Origin of the sequence: Rhizobium binae (assembly GCF_017357225.1) — a bacterium.
GTDB classification, from domain to species: Bacteria; Pseudomonadota; Alphaproteobacteria; order Rhizobiales; family Rhizobiaceae; genus Rhizobium; species Rhizobium binae.
The window spans coordinates 117377-138585 of record NZ_CP071611.1; the positions used below are offsets into that span (position 1 = coordinate 117377).

Genomic DNA, 21209 nt, shown 5'->3' on the forward strand with positions numbered 1-21209 from the left:
AGGTTTCCATGACTTCCGATCAACCGATCCGCTGGGGCATTATCGGCCCCGGCGCCATCGCCCGCACCTTTGCAGACGGCGTCGCCCATTCGCGCACCGGCAAACTGGTGGCGATCGCCACCCGCAACCCTTCCAAGCCTGGACTTGCCGAAAATTTCCCCGGCGCCCGCATCGTCAATGGTTACGAGGCGCTGCTCGCCGACAAGGAAGTAGACGCGGTCTATATCTCCACGCCACACACCGGCCATGTCGAATGGGCGATCAAGGCCGCACGCGCCGGCAAGCATATCCTTGTGGAGAAGCCAATCGCACTTTCGGCCTATGATGCCGAAGCCGTTTACTACGAGGCGAAGAAAGCCGCCGTCTTTGCCGGCGAGGCCTTCATGTATCGGGTGCATCCGCAGACGGAAAAGCTGGTGGAGCTCATCAAGAGCGGCGTCATCGGTACGGTGCGTATCATCCGCTCGAGCTTCGGCTTCAATATGGGCAGCTATCGGCCGGAACACCGGCTGTTCGCCAACGATACAGCCGGCGGCGGCATTCTCGATGTCGGCGGCTATCCGGTCTCGATGGCGAGACTGATCGCCGGCGCTGCGGACGGCAAGGCCTTCCTCGAACCGGAAAAGGTTTCGGGCGTCGCCCATCTCGGAGAGAGCGGCGTCGATGAATGGGCGTCCGCCGTGCTCAAATTCCCGAATGAGATCATCGCCGAAGTCTCCTGCTCGATCATGGCGCAACAGGACAATGTGCTGCGCATCATCGGGTCCGAGGGCCGGATCGAGGTCACCGACTTCTGGTTCGCCTCTGGCCACAAGGGCGGCGTCGGCAAGATCGAGATCTTCAAGGGCGGCAAGCAGGAAACCCTCGAGATAAAGGAAGATCGCTGGCTCTATTCCTTCGAGGCAGACGCGGCGGGCGATGCCATCCGCGCCGGCCGGACGGAATTCCCCGCTCCCGGCATGAGCTGGGCGGATTCGATCGGAAACCTGCGCGTGCTTGACCAGTGGCGCGCCTCGGTCGGCCTCGAATACGGCGTCGAGAAGGCGGCAAAGCGCACGACCAACATTGCCGGCGGTGCAGTCACGCGCGGCAGCAGCATTCCGCAGCGTGAGATTCCCGGCATTTCCAAGCCGGCTTCGGTCGTCACGCTCGGCTTCGAATTCTTCCCGAATTTCGCCGCCGCCTCCCTGACGCTCGATGCCTTCTACGAGGCCGGCGGCAATGCCTTCGACACGGCCTATGTCTATGGCGCCGGCAAGACCGAGTCGATCTTCGGGGACTGGCATACCAGCCGCAAGGTGCCGCGCGAGGAGATCGTGCTGATCGGCAAGGGCGCGCATTCGCCGATCTGCTATCCCGACATGATCGCCAAGCAGCTCGACCAGTCGCTCGCCCGGCTGAAGACCGACTATGTCGACATCTATTTCATGCATCGCGACAATACCGACGTGCCGGTCGGCGAGTTCGTCGATGCGATGGATGCCGAGGTCAAGCGCGGCCGCATTCGCGGTATTTTCGGCGGTTCGAACTGGACGCGGGCGCGTTTCGACGAGGCGATCGCCTATGCGGAAAAATCAGGCAAGGCTGCGCCGGCGGCACTCTCCAACAACTTCTCGCTTGCCGAGATGCTCGATCCGATCTGGGCCGGCTGCGTCGCCGCCTCCGACGACGATTGGAAGAAGTGGCTGAACGAGAAGCAGATCCCGAACTTCGCCTGGTCGAGCCAGGGCCGCGGCTTCTTCACCGACCGCGCCGGCCGCGACAAGCGGGATGATGAGGAGATCGTGCGGGCCTGGTATTCCGAGCGCAATTTCGGCCGCCGCGACCGCGCCATCGAACTGGCCAAAAAGCTCGGCCGCAATCCGATCCACATCGCGCTCGCCTATGTCATCGCCCAGCCCTTCCCAGTCATCCCGCTGATCGGGCCGCGCACCGTCGCCGAACTGGAAGACAGCCTCTCGGCGCTCGACATCAAGCTGACGCCCAATCAGGTGAAGTGGCTGGAAGGCTGATAAATAGAACAAAGGGCGCAGCTCAAAGCCGCGCCCTTCTCCATATTTATTTGCGCGTTTCGGACGCCTTCTTTCGGGCGGCGTCATCCATCAGCTCATACCACATGGCGTTGAGGACGGCGAAGGCGGCAGCCAGCGGCAGGCCGAGGATCCATGCGAAATACCACATCGTTTCGTCTCCCTCAGTAGGCGTGGCTGTTCTTGTCGGTGACCGACTTCTCGTCGACTTTGCCCCACAAAACCTTGTAGACCCAAGCCGTGTAGGCGACGATGATCGGCAGGAAGATCACCGTCACAACAAGCATGATGAACAGCGTCATATGGCTGGAGGATGCGTCCCACACCGTCAGGCTTGATCGTGGATCGAGCGAGGAAGGCAGGATGAACGGGAACATCGCCAGCCCGACCGTGGAGATGATACCTGATATCGCCACCTTGCTGAAGACGAGCGTCATCACTTCGCGCCTTGCCCACATCGAGAGGAAGGCCAATGCCGCACCTGCAAAACCGAGGAGGGGCGCCACGATCATCCAGGGATGGGCGTTGTAATTGGCAAGCCATGCGCCATTCTTGATCGCCACGGTCTTCAACAGCGGGTTTGACGGTCCGATCGGGCTGATATCGCTGGTAATGCGATAGCCGCCGACGCCGATCCACAGGAAAAGGCCGCCGAGCGCGAAAAGCACGATGGCGGCAAGGGCGGCAATGCCGCCATAGCTTCTCGCGCGCTCGGCAACCGGCCCGCTCGCCTTCAAGACCAGCCAGGCCGCACCATGCATCGTCAGCATGGCGACGGACAACAGGCCGCAGAGCAGGGCATAGGGGTTAAGCAAAGCGAAGAACGAGCCTTCGTAGAAGATCCGCATGTCGTCGGCAAAGCGGAAGGGCACGCCCTGCAGCACATTGCCGACGGCAACGCCGAAGATCAGCGCCGGCACGAAGCCGCCGATGAAGAGCGCCCAGTCCCAGCCGTTGCGCCAGCGGGCACTGTCCCGCTTCGACCGGTATTTGAAACCAACCGGACGCAGGATGAGCGCCAGGAGGATCGCAAACATGGCGAGATAAAAGCCCGAGAAGGAAACCGCATAGAGCGGCGGCCAGGCGGCGAAAATGGCACCACCGCCGAGGATCAGCCAGACCTGGTTGCCTTCCCAGGTGGCGCCGATGGTGTTGATCGCCACGCGCCGTTCCGTATCGGTCCGGGCAACGAAAGGCAGAAGCGTTCCGACGCCGAGGTCGAAGCCGCCTGTGGCCGCGAAAGCGATCAGCAGCAGGCCGAGCAGCAGCCACCAGATGACACGCAGGGTTTCATAATCGATGAGTTCATGAAGGATCATGGCCGTCACCCCGCGGCTGGGACGAGGGTTTCGGAAATCAGCACGGCCTCCGGCTCGTCATCCGGTTCCGGCCCCTGTCTGATCGCCTTGATCATCAGGCTCATCTCGATGACGATCAGCACCGTATAGAGTGCGGCAAAACCGATGATCGTCAAAAGCACGGTGCTGGCGCCGAGGCTGGACACGGCGGCGGCCGTCGGCAGCACGCCTTCGATCACCCAGGGCTGGCGGCCGAATTCGGCGACCACCCAGCCGAGTTCGATGGCGACCCAGGGAAGGGGGATCGCCAGCACCGCGACCCGTAAGAGCAGCGGGTATTTGTCGAGGTGGCGCCGTGCCGACAGCCAGAAGAAGGTGGCGGTCAACAGGATGAAGAAGATGCCGAGGCCGACCATGATGCGGAAGGACCAGAAGAGTGTCGGCACATGCGGGATCGTGTCACGCGCGGCCTGCACGATCTGCGCGTCGGTCGCCTGGCGCGGGTCGTCGACATAGCGCTTCAGAAGAAGCGCGTAACCCAAATCATGGCCGAGATCCTCGAAGGAGGTGCGCACTTCCTGCGCGACCTGATCCTGCGCCGGTGCCGCACGAATCTGCATCAGTGCGTCATAGGCCTTGATGCCGTCGCGGATGCGGCTTTCGGCCTGCTGTTCGAGCTTGTCGATACCGGGGATCTCTGTTGTCAGCGACCTTGTGCCGATCAGGCCCATGACCCAGGGAATATGCACGGCGAAATGCGTTTCGCGCGCTTCCTGATCCGGGAAACCGAAGGCGGTGAAGGCGGCCGGAGCCGGCTCCGTCTCCCACATGGCTTCGATTGCGGCAAGTTTCATCTTCTGGTTCTCGGTCGCGAGATAACCGCTCTCGTCGCCGAGCACGACCACAGACAGCGCCGAGGCGAGACCGAAGGAAGCGGCGACCGTCATCGAGCGCTTGGCAAGCTCGATATGCCGGCCCTTCAGCACATACCAGGCCGAGACGCCGAGCACGAAGATCGAGGCACAGACATAACCCGCCGACACCGTATGGACGAATTTCGCCTGGGCGACCGGATTGAAGACAACGTCGAAGAAGCTCGTGATCTCCATGCGCATCGTCTGCGGATTGAGGGCAGATCCCACCGGGTTCTGCATCCAGCCATTGGCGATGAGGATCCAGAGCGCGGAAAAATTCGAGCCGAGCGCCACCGCCCAGGTGGCGACGAGATGGCCGACCTTCGACAGCTTGTCCCAGCCGAAGAAGAACAGGCCGACGAAGGTCGCCTCCAGGAAGAAGGCCATCAGGCCTTCGATCGCCAGCGGCGCACCGAAGATGTCGCCGACATAATAGCTGTAGTAGCTCCAGTTCATGCCGAACTGGAATTCCATGACAATGCCGGTGGCGACGCCGAGCACGAAATTGATGCCGAACAGCGTGCCCCAGAATTTCGTCATCTGCCGCCAGATCTGGCGTCCGGTCATGACATAGACGGTTTCCATGATCGCCAGCAGCACGGACAGGCCGAGCGTCAGCGGCACGAACAGGAAGTGGTAAAGCGCCGTCAATGCGAATTGGAAGCGCGAAAGTGCTACGATATCTAGTTCCATTGTCTTTCTCCCACGGTCACACGGGGTACGGAGCATTCCCAAGCGCCGGGCGGCGGTTGAGGGCATGCGGTCTCGCTCAGTCCGGCCGAAGCCGGTCGAGCGCCTTTTCGAATGCCGCCTCTCCACGGCGCGAAACTTCTGAAATGCGGCCACCTTCGATAACGGCGATGCGGTCTGCGATAACAGCCTCGCGGCGGATATGGGTCGCGATAACAAGCGAACGGCCCGCTGCCATCGCCGACAGGCGCTGGAGCACATCGCGGGCGGTGGCGCCGTCGAGGCCTTCGGTCGGCTCGTCGAGCAGCCAGAGCGGCGTATTGCGCAGGAAAAGCCGGGCGAGCGCCAGCCGGCGTGACTGGCCGCCGGACAGGCCGAGGCCGCCTTCGCCGAGCGGCGTCTCAAGCCCTTGCGGCATGGCATCGACATCGGCCAGCAGGCCGGCGGCGGCGAGCGCATCGTGCAGGTGGGCCTCGCTCGCATCCGGATTGGAAAGAAGGAGATTGCCGCGCAGGCTATCCTCGAAGAGTTCCGTCCGCTGCGTCAGCAGCGTCGCCGCCGCCGCGGCGACGCTTCCCGACGCTGCAGGCAATTCGCCGGAAAGCAGAGCAAGCAGGCTGGATTTGCCGGCGCCGCTGGTCCCGATAATGGCCAGCCTTTCGCCCTGCTTGAGCACGAGGTCGATGTTTTGAAGGGCGGGCACGGCCGAGCGTTCATAGAAGGCGGTCACACCAGCCAGTGAAAAGACATATCCCGGCATCGGCGGCGCCAAAGGTTCAGCTGCCGTCGCGACGGCAAGACGCGGCGAGATACGCTTCGCCGCCAGCAGCGTCCGGCCGATTTCCAGGGCGCCGCGCCGCAGCGCCGCGAAGGGTTCGACTGCCGCGAAGGCGACGAGCAGGCCGAGGGCCGCGACAGGCGCGGTGATCGCCTTCGTCTCTGCCAGCGCGGCGACGGCGAGCAGCGATGCGGTCAGCAACATGGTGGAGACGAGGCCGAATCCGAAAGTCAGACGGGTTTCGACGCGGTTCAGCCGATCGTCGGCACGAGCGGCATAGCCATCGGCGGCCATGATCGCGCTTGTCTGACCATCGAGCCGGCCGGCCATCAGCAGGTCGGTCTGGCCGGCGACGAGATCGATCGTCCGCGACCTCAGCGCCTCGATGCCATGGGCGCGCCTGCGCGCATGCTTGCGCGCCGCGCGGCCGGCGATCCAGGGCAGGCCCAGGCCGGCGCCGGCGAGGAAAAGGCCAAAGCACAGGCCGAACACAGGATACATCAGGCCGAGCACCCCGCTGGCGGCCAATGCAGCACCGAGCGCCACGACAGCAGGGACGAGAATTCGGAGATAGAGGGAGTCGAGCGCATCGATATCGGCCGTCAGCCGGAAGAGCAGCCGGGCAGGGCGATGCAGCAGGGCGCGGGCAGCGCCCGGCTCGGCAAAGCCGCGAAACAGCCTTTCGCGAAGGGCTGCCAGCACGCCGAGCGTCGCGTCATGGGTCGCAAGCCTTTCACCGTAACGCGCCGCGGTGCGGACGATGGCGAGCAAACGGATGCCGGCCGCAGGCGCAAAGACGTCGAAGGTCATGGCCGCCGACGCCGAAAGACCGGCGAGCGCGGTTGCAGTGATGAACCAGCCGGACAGGCCGAGCAGCGCAATGCCCGCGGTCACCGTCGCGGCCGAGAGCACCGCGCCAAACATCAGCGCGCGCCGGCGCTCGGCAAGGAAGAGACGCAGGATCGGCTTGAGGTCTGCAACAAATGTGCTCATTCGGCTGCCTCCCGGATGATGAGATCGGCGTCGATGCGCATGCTGCGATGCATGCGGGCAGCCAGCAGCGGGTCATGGGTCGCGACGATCAAAGTGCGGCCGCGCGCAAGCGAAAGCAGGCTTTCCGTGACCTCGGCGGCGGTTGCGGCGTCGAGATGCGCGGTCGGTTCGTCGGCCAGGATGATCTTGAGATGCGGATTGCAGGCCGCGCGCGCGATCGCAAGCCGCAGCGCCTCGCCGCCGGAAAGCCCGATTCCTGCTTCGCCGAGCGGCTGGCTGCCATAGGCATCGGCCACCTTCCCAAGTCTCGCGGCATCCAGCGCTTTTGCCGCGTCGCTGCGCGTGATGCCCGGTCTGCCGAGCGAAATATTGCCGGTAATGGTGCCGGCGAAGATATGCGGCTTCTGGCCAATCCAGGCCATGCTACCGCGCAGAGCGGCCGCCGTATGACCCAAAAGCTCGACTCCGCCGATGACGATGCGGCCGCCGGTGCAGGGCGCCAGCCCCGCGATCAAAGAAAGAAGCGTCGACTTGCCGGAGCCGCTGGCGCCGAGCAGCGCCAGATGTTCGCCGCCGGCGATCTCGAGGTGGAAACCGTCGAGAATCAGCGGCTCGTCGGCGCCATAGCGAAAGGCGAGATTTTCAAGCCCGATGGCGGGCGCCTCCTCGCCGGCAGAGGCCATTGCCTGGCCAGAACCCTGAATGGACAGGTCGCCGGCGGCAATGGAGTCCAGCGCTTTCAGCCCCGCTTCGCCCGCCGCCCGGTCGTGCCAGACGGCAGAGAGTTCGCGCAGCGGCTCGAAGAAAGCCGGCGCAAGCAGCAGGATGAACAGGCCCTCGGTCAGGTCGAGGCGGCCCGACCAGGTGCCGAAGCGGATCTCGCCGAGCAGGCTGAATCCGACATAGACGGCAATCATCGCCACACCAAGCGCGGCGAAAAGTTCAAGCACGGCCGAGGAGAGAAAGGCGATCTTCAGCACCGTCATGGTGCGTTTACGCAGCGCATCCGCTTCATCCCGCAGCCTGAGCGCAGTTGCGTCGACCGCATCGAGCGCGCGGATCGTTGCCAGCCCGCGCAGCCGATCGAGCAGGAAGCCGTTGAGACCGCCGGTCGCGACAAGTTGTCTTTCGCTGGCGGCCTGGGCACGCCAGCCGATCAGGGCCATGAAAACAGGGATCAGCGGCGCGGCGAACAACAGAACCAGTGCGGCGATCCAGGAAACCGGCAGGATGACGGCAAGGATGACGAGCGGCACGAGGCTCGCCTTCATGCGCGCCGGTTGGAAACGAACGAGATAGGGAACGATGAGCTCGGCCTGCTCGCCGATAACGCTTGCGGCTTTGCCGGATGCCGGCCGGCCGCGATCGACAGGCGACGATATGGAAAGGGCCGAGACGGCGATCCGGCGTTTGCGGCTGAGTTCGGCGCGCGCGGCACGAAAGGCGAGGCGGCCGCCAGCCGCATCGAGACCGCTTCTCACCAATCCGAGGAGGAGAGTGCCGACAGCCGGCCAGAGAATGTCATGTAATCCGCCACCATCGGCGATGCGGCCTACGGCGATGGCCAACAACCCCGCCTGCGGGATCCAGATGGCGGCGGCCAGCGCCTGCAGCATCGCCGCCCTGCGCAGCCGGCCCTTCGCCGCGCGGCCACCCGGCAAGACGGCGGCGTCATCCCGTGGCCGTACCTCCGGTTCGTTTGTCGCGTCGAAGAAAGCTGTGCCCATGGCGCTAACTCTTGTTCGCAGGATTCGGCCGGCGGGTGCGGCCGAGCGAGATGACCCGGTCCTTGGCCTCCAGAAGCTTTGTCACTTTCGCGCCAAGCGAGAGTAGCGTTGCGAGCCTTTCTGTTTCAAGTTGTTTTACATCCTCGTACCAATGCGTCAGCTGTTCGATCAGCGTGTGCATCTCGCCCATGCGCTCCTGCGCATAGCGCTCGGCTTCGCTGGCGGGGCGCTGCATCAGGATTTCGCGCAGAACCGACAGCGTCGGATCGACCTCGCGCTTCTTTCGCTCCTCGGCGAGCGTCCGCAATATCTGCCAGACATCATCCGGCGTGGTGAAGAAATCGCGGCGGTCATCCGGCTTGTGCTTGAGAAGCACGAGGTTCCAGGCCTGCAATTCGCGCAGGCTCATCGAGACATTGGAGCGCGAGATGCCGAGGGAATCGGCGATTTCTTCCGCGCAGAGTGGGGCAGGGGAGACGAAGAGCAGGGCATAGATCTGGCCGACCGTGCGGTTGATTCCCCAGCGAGAACCCATTTCGCCGAAATGGAGAACGAAGGACTGGACAAGAGGCGGAAGGTTCATGGTCGTTTCCGTTGCGTCTGTGATTTCAGAAATTTCTGAAATTACTATACAGACTTTCGGACCCGGCCGACAATCTGCAAGGCGGCCCTGCGTCAATTTGGATGCCCGTCGGTTCGTTGGTCGTGCACCATATATAGCCTGGCCGGCCACCGCTGGATTTGACTTAAGTCAAGTTCGCAGCAATTTGCGAGGTGACGCAAAAACGCCCGGCAACGTGTTACCGGGCGTTTGTGACTGCGATATCAGGTGCGGCCGCCCACTGCGGAGGCGGCTGGAATGGCGTCCGGTTCAGATCAAGCCGGACAGGATGCCGACGCCGGCGAGGGCAGCAATGCTGCCAGCCGTGCGCGTCACCAGGACGCCTTGACGTTCGCCGGCGCGCCCGACAACGTAGCCAAGTGCGAGGCCAGCGGCGTGCAGCAGTGCGGTCGCGACCATGAAACCGGCGGCATAGGCGGCGCCAGCAGCATTTTCCGGCATTTCAGCGCCGTGCGCGTGACCGTGGAAGATGGCGAAAAGACCGATGAGACCGGCCGCTACAGCGAGCGGCGCCTTGACGTTGAGCGCCACGATGGCGCCGAGGATGACGACCGAGAGCGCAATGCCGGTTTCAACGAAGGGAACATTGATGCCGGCCACCCCGAGAGCGCCGCCGAGCGCCATCACCAGAACGAAGGTCGTCGGCACGAGCCAGGTGGCGCGACCGCCAAGCTGAAAGGCAAATACCCCGACCATCACCATTGCGAGCATATGATCGAGGCCGGACATCGGATGAGCAAAGCCATGGCTGAAGCCGGCAGTTTCGCCGATGGCGGGATGGGCCGAGGCGACGGCCGGAAGCGCTGCGGCGGCCAAGGCAACAAGGACGCTCTTGAGTGCTGATTTCATTGCTCGATTCCTCGTCAAACTACAAATTCCTGCGGCGGCCGAACATCGGCATGGCTCAACGTCGCGTGCAACACGCTAGATCAAGGAATTTGCGTCGTCAACGAAAAACCTGCTAAATGCCAACCAATTCAATTGCTTATCCGATAGGCAAATGCCGCTTTCGATTGCTTTCGCCTGACGCCAGACTGCGCAGGACCGGAGCGTTTCGACCAAAACGCACTCATATTCCGCTTCGCCAACTGGAAAGGGCTCTGCCCAGCAGCTATCAATCGTCGACTGAGACAGAGAGGGATGCCCATGACCAATACCGAACGGCCGCTGGCGATCAGTGCGCCCGAACCGCGCACGCTCGATCTGATCTTCACCGACAAGGCGCGCGCCGAACTGCATGCGAAATACCAAATCGTCGAAGCCGACCCGGAAAATATCGCCGGCCTCGGCGACGAGATCCTCGGCAGGACGCGTTACATCATCGGCCAGCCGCCGCTTTCGGCCGAAACGCTTGCCAGAATGCCGGCCCTGCGCTCGATCCTCAACGTCGAGAGCAATCTCCTGAGCAATATGCCCTATGACGTGCTCTTCCAGCGCGGCATTCATGTCGTGACGACGGGCCAGGTCTTCGCCGAACCGGTCGCCGAAATCGGCCTCGGCTTCGCCCTGGCCTTGGCGCGCGGCATCGTCGACGCGGACGTCGCCTTTCGCGAGGGCCGCGAGCTCTGGGGCGGGGAGGGCAATGCGAGCGCGCGGCTCGTCGCCGGTTCCGAGATCGGCATCATCGGCTTCGGCGATCTCGGCAGGGCGCTGCGCCGGGTGCTTTCCGGCTTCAGGGCGCGCATCAGGGTCTTCGATCCTTGGCTGCCCCGTTCGATCCTCGAGGAAAACGGCGTCGAGCCCGCAAACCTCGAGGATGTGCTGACGAAGAGCGATTTCGTCTTCGTCGTCGCGGCCGTCACCAGCGAAAACAAGGGATTCCTTGGCGCCGAAGCCTTCGCCAGCATGCGCAAGGGCGCGGCCTTCATCCTGCTCAGCCGCGCCGATGTCGTCGATTTCGATGCGCTGATTGCCGCCGTCTCGTCGGGCCACATCGTCGCGGCGAGCGACGTCTACCCGGCGGAGCCGCTGCCGGCCGGACATCCAGTGCGCAGCCTCAAAGGCTTCATCCGCTCAGCACACCGAGCCGGCGCGCTCGACGGCGCCTTCAAGAAGATGGGCGACATGGTGCTCGAAGACATGGACCTGATGGATCGCGGCCTGCCGCCGATGCGCTGCAAACGCGCCGAACGCGAGACGGTCTCGCGCATGCGCTCCAAACCGGTCGCGGTCAACTGAAAAGCCGCCCAGCTGACCGGCAGCTTGAGCGGCATGACAAGAGGTTTCGTTAAGCGGCGCGCTGGCCGGTGCCCTGGATCGCGGCGAGCTTCCAATCCGCGCCCGGCTTGCGCACGAAGGTCCAGATTTCGGTGCTTTCGCTCGGGCGGCGGTCGTCGCCGGAAACTACCCGGCCGCTGTCGCGTTCGACCATGGCATCGATCGAGGAGTAACGCATGGCGAGAGTTGCATACTCCTGGCCGTTTTCGCGCCAGGCCTCGGCGATATCGCCCTGCAGCAGCTTGACGTCGGAAACGCGGTTGCGCACGCCGTTGGTGGCGTTTTCGCCGAGCTCCTCGGCAAGATAGGACATGGCTTCCGGCGTCGTCAGCCGGCGCAGCGTGCCGTAATCCTCGGCACCGTAAGCGGTTTGAACGTTGGTCAGCAATTCCTCGAATTGATCGAGGTCGGCTTGGGTCAGCCCGATCTCATCGCCCGGCCGGTTGCCGCGCGACTGCCCGCCGAAACCGGCGCCCGAACCGATCGCCGGGATCTGGAAGGACGAATTTTTCGTGGGAGACATGCTATAGGAGCGGCTCTGGCCACCGACACCATAGGAGGGCTGGCGGCGGTTGGCGAAATAGCGCATCGCCAGCATGATGCCACCGCCGATCAACGCAATCTGCAGCAACATGCCGAGCAAGCCGAAACCGCCGCCGAAACCGTGACCGAGCAGCATACCGAGAAGGCCGCCGGCAATCAGGCCGCCGATCATCGATCGGCCGAAGCCGTTGAAGAAACCAGGGCGCTGCTGGGCGTAGCCGGGCTGCTGGGTGTTATAGGGCGCGGTCGTCTGCGGGCGCGGCGTCATCGAGCGTTCGATCGGCGCAGCCGGGGCAGGTGCGGTGCGAGTGACGGGAGGGGCGCTGAAAGTCCGCGTGCCGCGGCTTCCGAATCCACCGAAACCACCGGCGCGGCGCGCATCGGCATCACTGATCGTGGCAAAAACGGTAGCGCTCGTCAGTACGGCAATGGCTGCGATTCTGGCAAAACGCGAAACGGCACTCGGCATTCCTTGGTCTCCTGTCATGCACAATCACGGCATGTCGAGAGCTAATATAGGTAGTCTTTCCCGGGTTTGAAGTTCTTCGGCAGCTTTACTGGCAGACATCGACCCAGCGCGCGCCGGTCAGCTCCGCCAATCGGCCGGTGGCGATGCGCACGGCCGAATTGGTCGAGCCGGCCGCAGGCACGACTTCATCGAAGCGCTTCAGCGAGACGTCGCAGTAAATCGGCAGCGGCGAAGGCAGGCCGAACGGGCAGACGCCGCCGACAGGATGGCTCGTCACTGCCACGACCTCCTCCGCATCGAGCATGCGCCCCTTGGCCCCGAACGTATCCTTGAACTTGCGATTGTCGAGCCGCGCCGTGCCACCGGCGACGACCAACATCGCCTGCTCGCCGACGCGCAGGCAGATCGTCTTGGCGATCTGGGCCGGTTCGACGCCGTGGGCTTCGGCAGCAAGCGCCACCGTCGAGGAGCTCTCGGCGGTCTCGATGATTTCGATATCGGGTGCATGGGCGCCGAGGAAGGCGCGAACGGATTCAAGGCTCATGGGACAGGATACTTCGAAAAAGAACCGAGTCTAAAAACGCCGCGCGGTGATGTGGCCATGGAAAATTCACGCATTGCTACCTAGCCGGATATTCCAGAAATTTCAATCAGGCGGCCGCCATCGAGTGGTTCTGGGACACCGCACCATCTGGGGCTCTGTGGCATTACTGCACGAATACCCGCTAAGGGAAATCGACTTGTTGGGATCGAAGTGGTTCGCGCGGATTGGCCTGAATCGTTCGAAGGGCGGTCAATTGCGCTCCAGAGGTAATCGCCGATGAGTATACACCAATGGCAGCGGCGCGACTGGGACAACAGCGTTCCTGCCGCAAGCGGTGCGGGGTCGATCGCGTCACTGCCGACGCCGAGCCATCGAGACGGGCGTCTCCTCCTGTTAATCTTTGTCAGCTTGCCGGATTGCGCGCGGTGACGATTCACGCCGCACCGTCGATTATTACCGACCGCTCGCCGGGGCGGTCCGCGAAGGCGGCACGAACCGCGGCCGAGGCGCGGGCGCGGATGTCGTCTGGCTGATCAGCAAGCGCGCGCCAGCGGGCCGACTTCGAGTGTCACTGTCGTCGAGGGCCGGATCACCGGGATCGGCCATCGCGGGGGCCATAGCGCCACCGTCAAACTCAATACCGGCCCCGATGTCGCGGTCGACATCCTGTTCGCTCATCCGCGCAACAAGCCGTCCGCCAGCCTGCATGAATCACTGGGCCTCGCCACAGTCGATACGCCCAGCGGCATCGCCCTCAAGGTCGATGAGCGCCGCGAGACCGGCATCCCCGGCATCTACGCCGCCGGCGACCTCGCCAACCCCGGAATGCCCTCGGTCACCACGGCATCATGGCAAGGCGCGATGGCGGGTATTTTCGCCCAGCAGTCGATGCTGGTTTGAGAGCAGAGAATCTCTTCCCCGGTTGCCGCGGGCTGTCATATTCTGGAGGTTGCGGGCAGCGGACGACTGGGCGATCTACCTCGCCAAGACAGCCGGCCGCAATCGTGTGGTTACGCAGTCACCTGTCGATCGACCTTGCCTAGCCCTGCAACCTTCGTGCACTCCGGATCCGGAAAAAAGACACGCCTCCATCGGCTTGAGGGTGGTCGTCGTCGATGCCCTTCCTCGATGCGCAGCCGCGCACCATTCGGTTCGAGCCGCCCGACGTTTATGATAGAGCCCTGGCGCATTACGCGCTGTCTGTCGAGGATGTCGCTTTCGCCAAGGCGCATCGCCGATCGCATAATCTCCTCGTCATCAGGCCATCATCCTGTGGAACACCGTCTATCTCGCCACGCTGTAGATTACGTGCGCGGCCAGGGTATCGCTATTTCGGACGAGCTGCTTCCAGGTCGCACCGCTCCCACGGGCTCATATCGCGCTCACCGACGATCTCTGAAACGAAATTGACCGACCCCTCGAACGTTTCAGGCCGATCCGCGCGAATCGCTTCAATCCAGAGAACTTCAGATTCCCTTAGCGGGTATTATTGCAGAAACTCCCACGGAGCCCCAATCTGCCTGAGTCCTTTGAGGATCACAAAGTGAGCAAGCCGAATTATCGGGACATCGCCCGCCAGGCGGGCGTCGGAACAGCAACCGTCGAGCGGGTCCTGAACGGGCGCGGCGGTGTGCGCCCCGAACTTGTGGAGAAAGTGATCATTGCCGCACGCGCACTGGATTACCCCCGCAAGCTCCCGGACACCCATCGCGGCCTGCTGCGCATAGAGGTGTTGATGGTGCGTCCTGAAACGACTTTCTACCAGCGGCTCTCCGCAGCCTTCGAGAGGATCGCGGCAACCCTCGACCCGCTGGTCATCGTGCATCGCAGCTTTACCGAAGAGATGAAGCCGGAAGAAATCGCGCGCCGCATTCTGTCGGCCGGCCTGCGCCGCGCCGCCCTGATCCTGGCAGTGCCGAGCAATCCGGTGATCGGCGCGGCCGTCGAGAAGGTCAGCGCCCAAGGCTTGCCGGTGGTCCACGTCGTCACCCGTGCCTCGGAACGTACGGGCGAATTCGTCGGCATCGACAATTATGCCGCCGGCCGCACGGCAGCGCTGTTCATCAGCCGAATGGCTCGGCGGACCGGTCCCGTCTTTGCAATCTGCCATCCGATCTATCAGGTACACCGCGATCGCATCCGCGGCTTTTCGGACTATTTTCTCGAGCACCCCGACGCCACCAGCTTCCAGTGCCTGGGATTCGGCCTCGATGAAGAGCATCTCGGCGCTGAACTCCTGTCCTCGGCATTGCGGATGTATCCGGACCTTGCCGGCCTCTACAATGCCGGCGGCGGCAATTCCGCGCTGATCAATGTGCTGCGGCGGCAGGCGCGCGAGCGCGGCATCTTCTTCGTCGGCCACGAGCTCACCGACTATACACGCAGCGCCCTGCAGGACGGCGTCATGGATGTGGTGCTTGACCAGGCGCCCGAGGCGCAGGCCAGGCGATCGCTCGATCTGGTGCTGCGCCGGATCGGCTTGACCGAGATCGAGCCCGATCAGGCGCCCATCCGTTTCATCACCATTACCAAGGAAGGGCTTTGATCTGATTTGATCAAGAATGACTTCGCTGCCGCGCCGGCCTCCTGCTAATTTCAAGGCAAGAAGGAGAGCCGGAGCGTCGACAGCGACACCGGATCAGGCGCACCAGGCGCTCTCTTTCAAGAGGACTTGTGCGAAGGGGATATTTCCGTTTCGCCTGGAGGAGAGTGAAATGGATGATCTCAAATTCGGAACGCGAAACAAGCGCGGCGACTGGGCGCCCAACAACCCTGTCGAGACCGCGCCGCTATTTGCTTTTCCGCCGCGGCTTATGGCCGTTCTGAAATGGCTGCCGCATTACTTCTTTCCCTGGAATGCGATTTTTGCCGCCTCCGCCGCCGCTTATTGGGCCTGGGTCATTCCGCTAAAGGAAACGATGCAAACGCTTGGCATCGGCTGGATCGCCTGGCTTTATGCGGTCAACGCGATCTGCGTCTTGCTCTTTTACGGCGCCTTCGAGGTGCATCTCTATGTGCTGAAGCGGCAGGAAAACCGCTTCAAGTACAACGGAAAATTTCCGTCCGAACAGAAGAACAAAGCCTTCTGGTTCGAGCGCCAGAACGTCGACAACATGCTGCGCACCTTCCTGTCCGGCGTGACCATCTGGACGGCGATCGAGGCTGCAATGCTCTGGGCTTACGCCAACGGCTACGCACCCTGGCTGAGCTTTGCGGAGCGCCCCTGGACGCTTGCCCTCGTGGCGCTCGTCGTGCCGATCATTCACGAGTTCCACTTCTTCTGCATCCACCGGCTCATTCATATGCCCTTCCTCTACAAGTGGGTGCACTCGGTCCACCATAACTCCGTCAATCCCTCGCCCTGGTCCTCGCTATCGATGCATCCGGTCGAGCATCTGCTCTATCTCGGCACGGCCTTCTACCACCTGATCCTGCCGTCCAATCCGATCCTCATGCTCTACCAGCTGCATTATGCAGGCTTCGGCGCCATTCCCGGTCATGTGGGTTTCGACAAGGTCGAGATCGGCGAGGACAAGCTCGTCGACAGCCACGCCTATGCGCATTACCTGCACCACAAATATTTCGAGGTGAATTACGGCGATGCGCTGATCCCACTCGATAAATGGTTCGGCACCTGGCACGACGGCTCGCCGGAAGGCGAGGCCCTGATGCAGGAACGCTACCGCCGGCGGAAAGAGAAACTCGCGGCCCGCAAGGGCCGTATGGAAGTCACGGGAGCGGCCGAATGAGCTGGATTACTGCTTGCAAACTCGACGACATCGAGCAGGAAGGCGCCATCCGCTTCGACCATGGCAGCCGCACCTACGCCATCTATCGCGGCCCCGACGACAGCGTCTATTGCACGGCCGGCCTCTGTACGCACGAGGCGATCCATCTGGCTGACGGGCTGGTCATGGACTTCGAGGTGGAATGTCCCAAGCATTCCGGCGCTTTCGACTATCGCACCGGCGAGGCGCTGAGGCTCCCGGCCTGCGAGAATTTGAAAATCTATCCGGCCGAAGTGGTCGACGGGGAGGTTCGCGTGGCTCTGGTCTGAGCCCGCAATCGCTGCAGGCCTGAGCGGCACCGGAATACGTCGGGTGGCCTCTTTTTTGGAGAGCTTTATGAGCGGCATTGTCATCATCGGTGCAGGGGAATGCGGAACGCGCGCTGCATTTGCTCTGCGGGAGGCGGAATATTCCGGATCCATCACGCTTGTCGGAGCGGAGCCGCATCTGCCCTACGAACGACCGCCGCTGTCGAAGCCGACGAGTGGTGCCGTGCAGATGAAACTGATCTGCGCGCAGGAGGCTCTGGCTGGCGCCGGCATCGACTATCTCAAGGGCGTGTCGGCCTCGAAGCTGGATACCGATGCTCGCACAGTCGCTTTAGGCGACGGACGCGTGCTGGGCTATGAAAAGCTGTTGCTTGCCACCGGCGCGCGTCCAAGACGGCTTGCCTCCCCTGGCGCCGAACGCGCGCTCGACTTCCGCACCCATGCCGATGCCGAAGCGATATTCTCCAATGCGAGAACAGGTCGGAACGTTGCTGTCATCGGCGGCGGTTTGATCGGGATGGAGCTTGCGTCCGTGCTTCGCGGCAAGGGCATTGCGGTCAGCGTCATTGAAGCAGCGCCCAAGATCCTGGGGCGCGCCATCCCCTCGCGCTTTGCCGAAAGGCTGCATGCCAGACACATGGCTGAAGGCGTCGATTTTCATCTCGACCGGGGCGTCGCGGCAATCACCGATGACGGCGTCATTCTGACGGATGGCAGCACGGTTCAAGCCGACCTCGTTGTCAGCGCCATCGGTGTAATGCCCGAGATTACGCTGGCGCAGCAGGCTGGATTGGCGACAGGCAACGGCATTCTGACGGACGTCCATCTTCGCACGAGCGCGCCCGATATCTTTGCGGCGGGCGACTGCGCAGCAGTGAGTCAGCCCGGCGGAGGTCATATTCGTTTCGAAAGCTGGCGGAATGCCAGGGCCCAGGCCGAGCTTGCCGCTCGCAATATGGTTGCTTCAGTCGAGGTTTTCGCCGCCATCCCCTGGTTCTGGTCCGATCAATACGATCTCGGCCTCCAGGTCGTCGGGTTGCCGCAGCCGCCCCATCAAAGCGTGGTCCGCTCGTTTGGTGATGGCGAACTGGAATTCTATCTGGATGGCGGGCGTCTCGTCGCCGCAGCCGGGCTTGGCATCGGCAATGGTCTCGCCAAGGATATCAAGCTTGCCGAATTGCTGATCGCAGCCCGGGTGCATCTCGATCCCGCATCTCTCGCCGATCCGAACGTGAATCTCAAGACGCTCCTGAAGAGCGCAAGGGCGGCATGATGCAGAAGCTGCTGATCTTCCAGTCGCTCTGGGCCATGGAGCGCCGACATACAGATGGCTATGAGCGCAGCCTCGACGAGAACATCGCGATGATCTCGGAGGCCGGCTTCGATGGCATCAGCGCCCACTATACCAACCGCGCCGACGTTGTCAGGCTGAATGACGCCATCAGGGACACCGGATTGAAGATCGAAGGCGTCTGTTTTCCTCGCAACGTCGGGGATTTGCGCCTGCCGCTCGAGCTTGCCGTGGAATTCCCGGTCAGTCATATCAACGTGCAGCCCGATGTCCGACTGCGCCGCGTCGAGGAGTGCCTGCCGATCCTGGACGGCTGGATGCAGCTTGCCGAAGATGCCCGCGTCCCCGTCTTCATCGAAACCCACCGCAACCGGATGACGACCGATCTGTTGTTTACGCTCGACCTGCTGGAGGAGAGGCCAGATCTGCCGCTGCTCGCCGACCTCTCGCATTTTACAGTCGCACGTGAGTTTGCGCTTCCGGTCGATGCCGAAACCCATGCCATGATTCATCGCATCCTGCACAACGCGCAGGCCTTCCATGGGAGGGTCGCATCGTGTGAGCAGGTGCAGATCGAAATTTCGTTTCCTCACCATCGGCCCTGGGTCGAACTCTTCCTTCAATGGTGGGACTACGGCATGCGCGAATGGCGCAGTCGTGCGGCTTCGAATGCCGAGCTGGTCTTCACCTGCGAGCTGGGGCCGAAGCCCTATGCGATCACCGGGCGAGACAGCAACGACACCACCGATCGATGGGCGGAGGCGCTGCTGCTTCGGCAGATGCTTCGTGATCTCTGGGCCGGAATTTGATAGCCATATCACGTTGGCCGAAAGCCGGCAGGGATGATCTCGTCTTGAAACCATTCCCTGCCGGATATTCCCTCGGCAACATCAGCGAGGGTCCGCTCTAATCATCGGACAAAGCGAGGTCACGGCGCAGCCAGGATGGGAAGGTGTCGATGCTGTTCACCATATGACGACATCTCCACCAGGCAATGATGGTTGCGACGAGAATCTCTCTGAATCTGAACCGCGAGCAAAGCTCGCGCATGGATGCCGACAGGCTTTCGCCGGCGCGTTGATTGGTCATGATCATCAGCAGTCAGAATTCTGAGCCGCCCTTCTTTCAAGCTGAAAGTGCGCAGCGTCATAGCGCGGACATCACCGCGCCCAGACGCTGCGTGCGAAACGAGTGCCACCTTTGGATGGGGAAGCTTGAAAGATCTCGGATATGATCGAGGGTCGGGAGCTTCGAGGGCCTATGCCAAAGAGGCGTTGGACGAAGAAATATCTGTCATTGCACGCCTCCATTGTTGAACGGCTCCGGCGCAATTATTAGCCGATTACGAAAATACAGGCAAGCGCGCGATTTCGAACGCTTCGAAGAGCCGACGGCGTGGTCGTGGCGAGGCCATGTTGCGGCTCTCGACGTTGCCTCAGCACACCTTCGATGCCGATTTTCACCGGCAATTGGCCTCGCCTTCTGATGGGCAATTGACCGCGCCGAGAACATCGTCATAATAATTTTGCACACGTGCTCAATTTTGTCATTCGGCCGTTACGTTCGCCCCCTAGAGCGGCATACGCCACGTTTTCGTGGGGTTATCGGAACGGCCATCAACACCAGTGATGACCCATCAAGAGGCCTCACACTGCTCTTCAAGGGAGACGAAGAAAATGACCATTTTGCCGACGTTGAAATCCCTTACGATCGCGGCCGCCATCCTGGCCTCGACCTCCGCATTTGCACTCGCCAAGGACGTTACTATTGGCGTCTGGGCCGGCGGCACCGGCCCCAACGACACGTATCGCCTCGACGCCATCGAGATCGCAGCCCAGCAGCTGCAGCGCCAAGCCGCACTCAAGGGCGAGGACTTGAAGATCACCGTCGAGAAGAAGCCCTATTCCGGCTGGGACGACTTCAAGCAGGCGCTGACCCTTGCCGCCGAAGCCAAGACTGCCCCGAACATCGTCGTCAGCGGTCATGAAGACATTGCGCCCTGGTCGCAGGCCGGCCTCATCGTTCCGATCGAGGATTATGTCGATCTCGACTCCTGGCCGCTCAACGGCATCTATGAGAACCTGCTGAAGATCGCCTCCTACAACGGCACCGTCTACGGCATTCCGCAGGACGCCGAATCCCGCCCGATGTTCTTCTGGAAGCCATACATGAAGGCGATCGGCTACAGCGACGCCGATCTGGATGCGCTGCCTCAGAGCGTTCAGGACGGCAAGTACACCATGAAGAACCTGCTGGAAGACGCCAAGAAAATGCAGGACAAGGGCCTCGTCCAGCCCGGCTACGGCTTCTATCCTCGCACCAGCAACGGCCCCGACTACTGGCAGTTCTACACGTCCTTCGGCGGCGCCATGGAAGAAAACGGCAAGCTCGTTTTCGACAAGGCTGCGATGAAGCGCACCTATCAGTTCTTCGCCGATGCCGTTTCGACCGGCGTTACCAAGAAGAACCACATCGGCATGCCGGGCGACCAGTGGTGGAAGGAAGTTTCCACGGGCAAGGCCGGCATCTGGGACGCTGGCACCTGGCACTATGCCCGCATGGTCAATCAGGAAGGGCTGAAGGACTTCTTCGGCAATATCGTCTTCACGCTGATCCCCGCCGGCGAAGGCGGCAAGGCCAACACGCTGACGCACCCGCTCGTCTACCTGCTGACCGCCGGTCACGACAAGGAAGACACCGAAATCGCCGCCCAGCTGATCAAGATCGCCTCCGAGCCGCGCACCAACGCGCTGCATGCGGTCAAATCAGCGCATCTCGGCATTTCCGAGGCGGAATCCGAAGTCGAATTCTACTCGGCCGACCGCTGGACCCGCGAAGCGACCGAGCGCCTGCTGCCGCATGCCAATGCGATGCCGAACAATTCCGATTTCGGCACCTACTGGAACATCATGTGGAAGGGTCTTCAGGCATCGTGGACCGGCGCCAAGACCGTCGACGCCGCCATCGGCGATGCCGAGAGCGAGCTGAAAAGCACGCTCGGCGACAAGATCGTCATCCGCTAAAACCGAAGCATCC

General features: G+C 62.5%; 18 protein-coding genes and 3 pseudogenes. 10 read left to right on the forward strand and 11 right to left on the reverse strand.

Annotation, left to right across the window (positions count from 1 at the left end; genetic code table 11):
- The first annotated feature begins 8 nt into the window (after positions 1 to 8).
- Positions 9 to 2012: an aldo/keto reductase gene (locus J2J99_RS33380; RefSeq protein ID WP_168296247.1), complete on the forward strand. Its 2004-nt coding sequence runs from the start codon at positions 9 to 11 to the stop codon at positions 2010 to 2012.
- Between the two features lie 46 nt (positions 2013 to 2058).
- Here J2J99_RS33380 and cydX read toward each other — a convergent pair whose 3' ends face one another.
- The 7 genes from cydX to J2J99_RS33415 all read right to left on the reverse strand — a co-directional run bounded on the left by cydX (position 2059) and on the right by J2J99_RS33415 (position 9901).
- Positions 2059 to 2181 (reverse strand): cytochrome bd-I oxidase subunit CydX, encoded by a 123-nt coding sequence (cydX, locus tag J2J99_RS33385; RefSeq protein ID WP_003595707.1) that lies wholly within the window; start codon positions 2179 to 2181, stop codon positions 2059 to 2061.
- A gap of 13 nt (positions 2182 to 2194) precedes the next feature.
- Positions 2195 to 3349: a cytochrome d ubiquinol oxidase subunit II gene (gene cydB / locus J2J99_RS33390; protein WP_168296248.1), complete on the reverse strand. Its 1155-nt coding sequence runs from the start codon at positions 3347 to 3349 to the stop codon at positions 2195 to 2197.
- A gap of 5 nt (positions 3350 to 3354) precedes the next feature.
- The gene (locus J2J99_RS33395) at positions 3355 to 4935 is read right to left on the reverse strand and encodes a cytochrome ubiquinol oxidase subunit I (RefSeq protein ID WP_168296249.1); all 1581 of its coding nucleotides are present in this window, start codon (positions 4933 to 4935) and stop codon (positions 3355 to 3357) included.
- Positions 4936 to 5011: 76 nt separating this feature from the next.
- Complete coding sequence (locus J2J99_RS33400; RefSeq protein WP_168296250.1) at positions 5012 to 6703, reverse strand: amino acid ABC transporter ATP-binding/permease protein; 1692 nt, start codon at positions 6701 to 6703, stop codon at positions 5012 to 5014.
- Complete coding sequence (gene cydD / locus J2J99_RS33405) at positions 6700 to 8430, reverse strand: thiol reductant ABC exporter subunit CydD (protein WP_168296251.1); 1731 nt, start codon at positions 8428 to 8430, stop codon at positions 6700 to 6702. The genes J2J99_RS33400 and cydD overlap by 4 nt, the downstream gene beginning before the upstream one ends.
- Before the next feature lie 4 nt (positions 8431 to 8434).
- The gene (locus J2J99_RS33410; protein ID WP_168296252.1) at positions 8435 to 9013 is read right to left on the reverse strand and encodes a GbsR/MarR family transcriptional regulator; all 579 of its coding nucleotides are present in this window, start codon (positions 9011 to 9013) and stop codon (positions 8435 to 8437) included.
- A 288-nt stretch (positions 9014 to 9301) separates the two neighbouring features.
- Positions 9302 to 9901 (reverse strand): HupE/UreJ family protein, encoded by a 600-nt coding sequence (locus J2J99_RS33415; protein ID WP_168296253.1) that lies wholly within the window; start codon positions 9899 to 9901, stop codon positions 9302 to 9304.
- A gap of 297 nt (positions 9902 to 10198) precedes the next feature.
- On the opposite strand from J2J99_RS33415, the gene J2J99_RS33420 reads away from it, so the two are divergent.
- Positions 10199 to 11230 (forward strand): hydroxyacid dehydrogenase, encoded by a 1032-nt coding sequence (locus J2J99_RS33420; protein WP_168296254.1) that lies wholly within the window; start codon positions 10199 to 10201, stop codon positions 11228 to 11230.
- A 49-nt stretch (positions 11231 to 11279) separates the two neighbouring features.
- Here J2J99_RS33420 and J2J99_RS33425 read toward each other — a convergent pair whose 3' ends face one another.
- From J2J99_RS33425 to J2J99_RS34435, 3 genes and pseudogenes are all read right to left on the reverse strand, one after another.
- Positions 11280 to 12281, reverse strand: coding sequence for a Tim44 domain-containing protein (locus tag J2J99_RS33425; protein WP_168296255.1), 1002 nt, complete (start codon positions 12279 to 12281; stop codon positions 11280 to 11282).
- Positions 12282 to 12366: 85 nt separating this feature from the next.
- A complete protein-coding gene (locus J2J99_RS33430; protein ID WP_088686836.1) occupies positions 12367 to 12825 on the reverse strand; it encodes a YbaK/EbsC family protein in 459 nt (152 codons plus the stop codon).
- Between the two features lie 433 nt (positions 12826 to 13258).
- Positions 13259 to 13397 (reverse strand): annotated as a pseudogene (locus tag J2J99_RS34435) (SAM-dependent methyltransferase); the annotation flags it as partial.
- A 4-nt stretch (positions 13398 to 13401) separates the two neighbouring features.
- On the opposite strand from J2J99_RS34435, the pseudogene J2J99_RS33435 reads away from it, so the two are divergent.
- The 7 genes and pseudogenes from J2J99_RS33435 to J2J99_RS33460 form a co-directional block, all read left to right on the forward strand.
- Positions 13402 to 13725, forward strand: a pseudogene (locus J2J99_RS33435) (FAD-dependent oxidoreductase); the annotation flags it as partial.
- 361 nt (positions 13726 to 14086) lie between these two features.
- Positions 14087 to 14305: pseudogene (locus J2J99_RS34660) on the forward strand (Tn3 family transposase); the annotation flags it as partial.
- A gap of 63 nt (positions 14306 to 14368) precedes the next feature.
- Entirely contained in the window at positions 14369 to 15370 is a 1002-nt protein-coding gene (locus tag J2J99_RS33440; protein ID WP_168296256.1) for a LacI family DNA-binding transcriptional regulator, read from the forward strand.
- A gap of 169 nt (positions 15371 to 15539) precedes the next feature.
- Positions 15540 to 16574: a sterol desaturase family protein gene (locus J2J99_RS33445; protein ID WP_168296257.1), complete on the forward strand. Its 1035-nt coding sequence runs from the start codon at positions 15540 to 15542 to the stop codon at positions 16572 to 16574.
- Positions 16571 to 16882 carry a MocE family 2Fe-2S type ferredoxin gene (locus tag J2J99_RS33450; RefSeq protein ID WP_088686841.1) on the forward strand — a complete coding sequence of 104 codons (312 nt, stop codon included), beginning with the start codon at positions 16571 to 16573 and terminating at the stop codon, positions 16880 to 16882. The genes J2J99_RS33445 and J2J99_RS33450 overlap by 4 nt, the downstream gene beginning before the upstream one ends.
- 67 nt (positions 16883 to 16949) lie before the next feature.
- The gene (locus tag J2J99_RS33455; RefSeq protein ID WP_168296258.1) at positions 16950 to 18155 is read left to right on the forward strand and encodes an NAD(P)/FAD-dependent oxidoreductase; all 1206 of its coding nucleotides are present in this window, start codon (positions 16950 to 16952) and stop codon (positions 18153 to 18155) included.
- Positions 18152 to 18982: a sugar phosphate isomerase/epimerase gene (locus tag J2J99_RS33460; RefSeq protein ID WP_168296259.1), complete on the forward strand. Its 831-nt coding sequence runs from the start codon at positions 18152 to 18154 to the stop codon at positions 18980 to 18982. The genes J2J99_RS33455 and J2J99_RS33460 overlap by 4 nt, the downstream gene beginning before the upstream one ends.
- 97 nt (positions 18983 to 19079) lie before the next feature.
- Here the strand turns inward: J2J99_RS33460 and J2J99_RS33465 are convergent, their stop codons facing one another.
- The gene (locus J2J99_RS33465) at positions 19080 to 19268 is read right to left on the reverse strand and encodes a hypothetical protein (RefSeq protein WP_168296260.1); all 189 of its coding nucleotides are present in this window, start codon (positions 19266 to 19268) and stop codon (positions 19080 to 19082) included.
- A gap of 581 nt (positions 19269 to 19849) precedes the next feature.
- On the opposite strand from J2J99_RS33465, the gene J2J99_RS33470 reads away from it, so the two are divergent.
- Entirely contained in the window at positions 19850 to 21196 is a 1347-nt protein-coding gene (locus tag J2J99_RS33470) for an extracellular solute-binding protein (RefSeq protein ID WP_168296261.1), read from the forward strand.
- Positions 21197 to 21209: the final 13 nt, after the last annotated feature.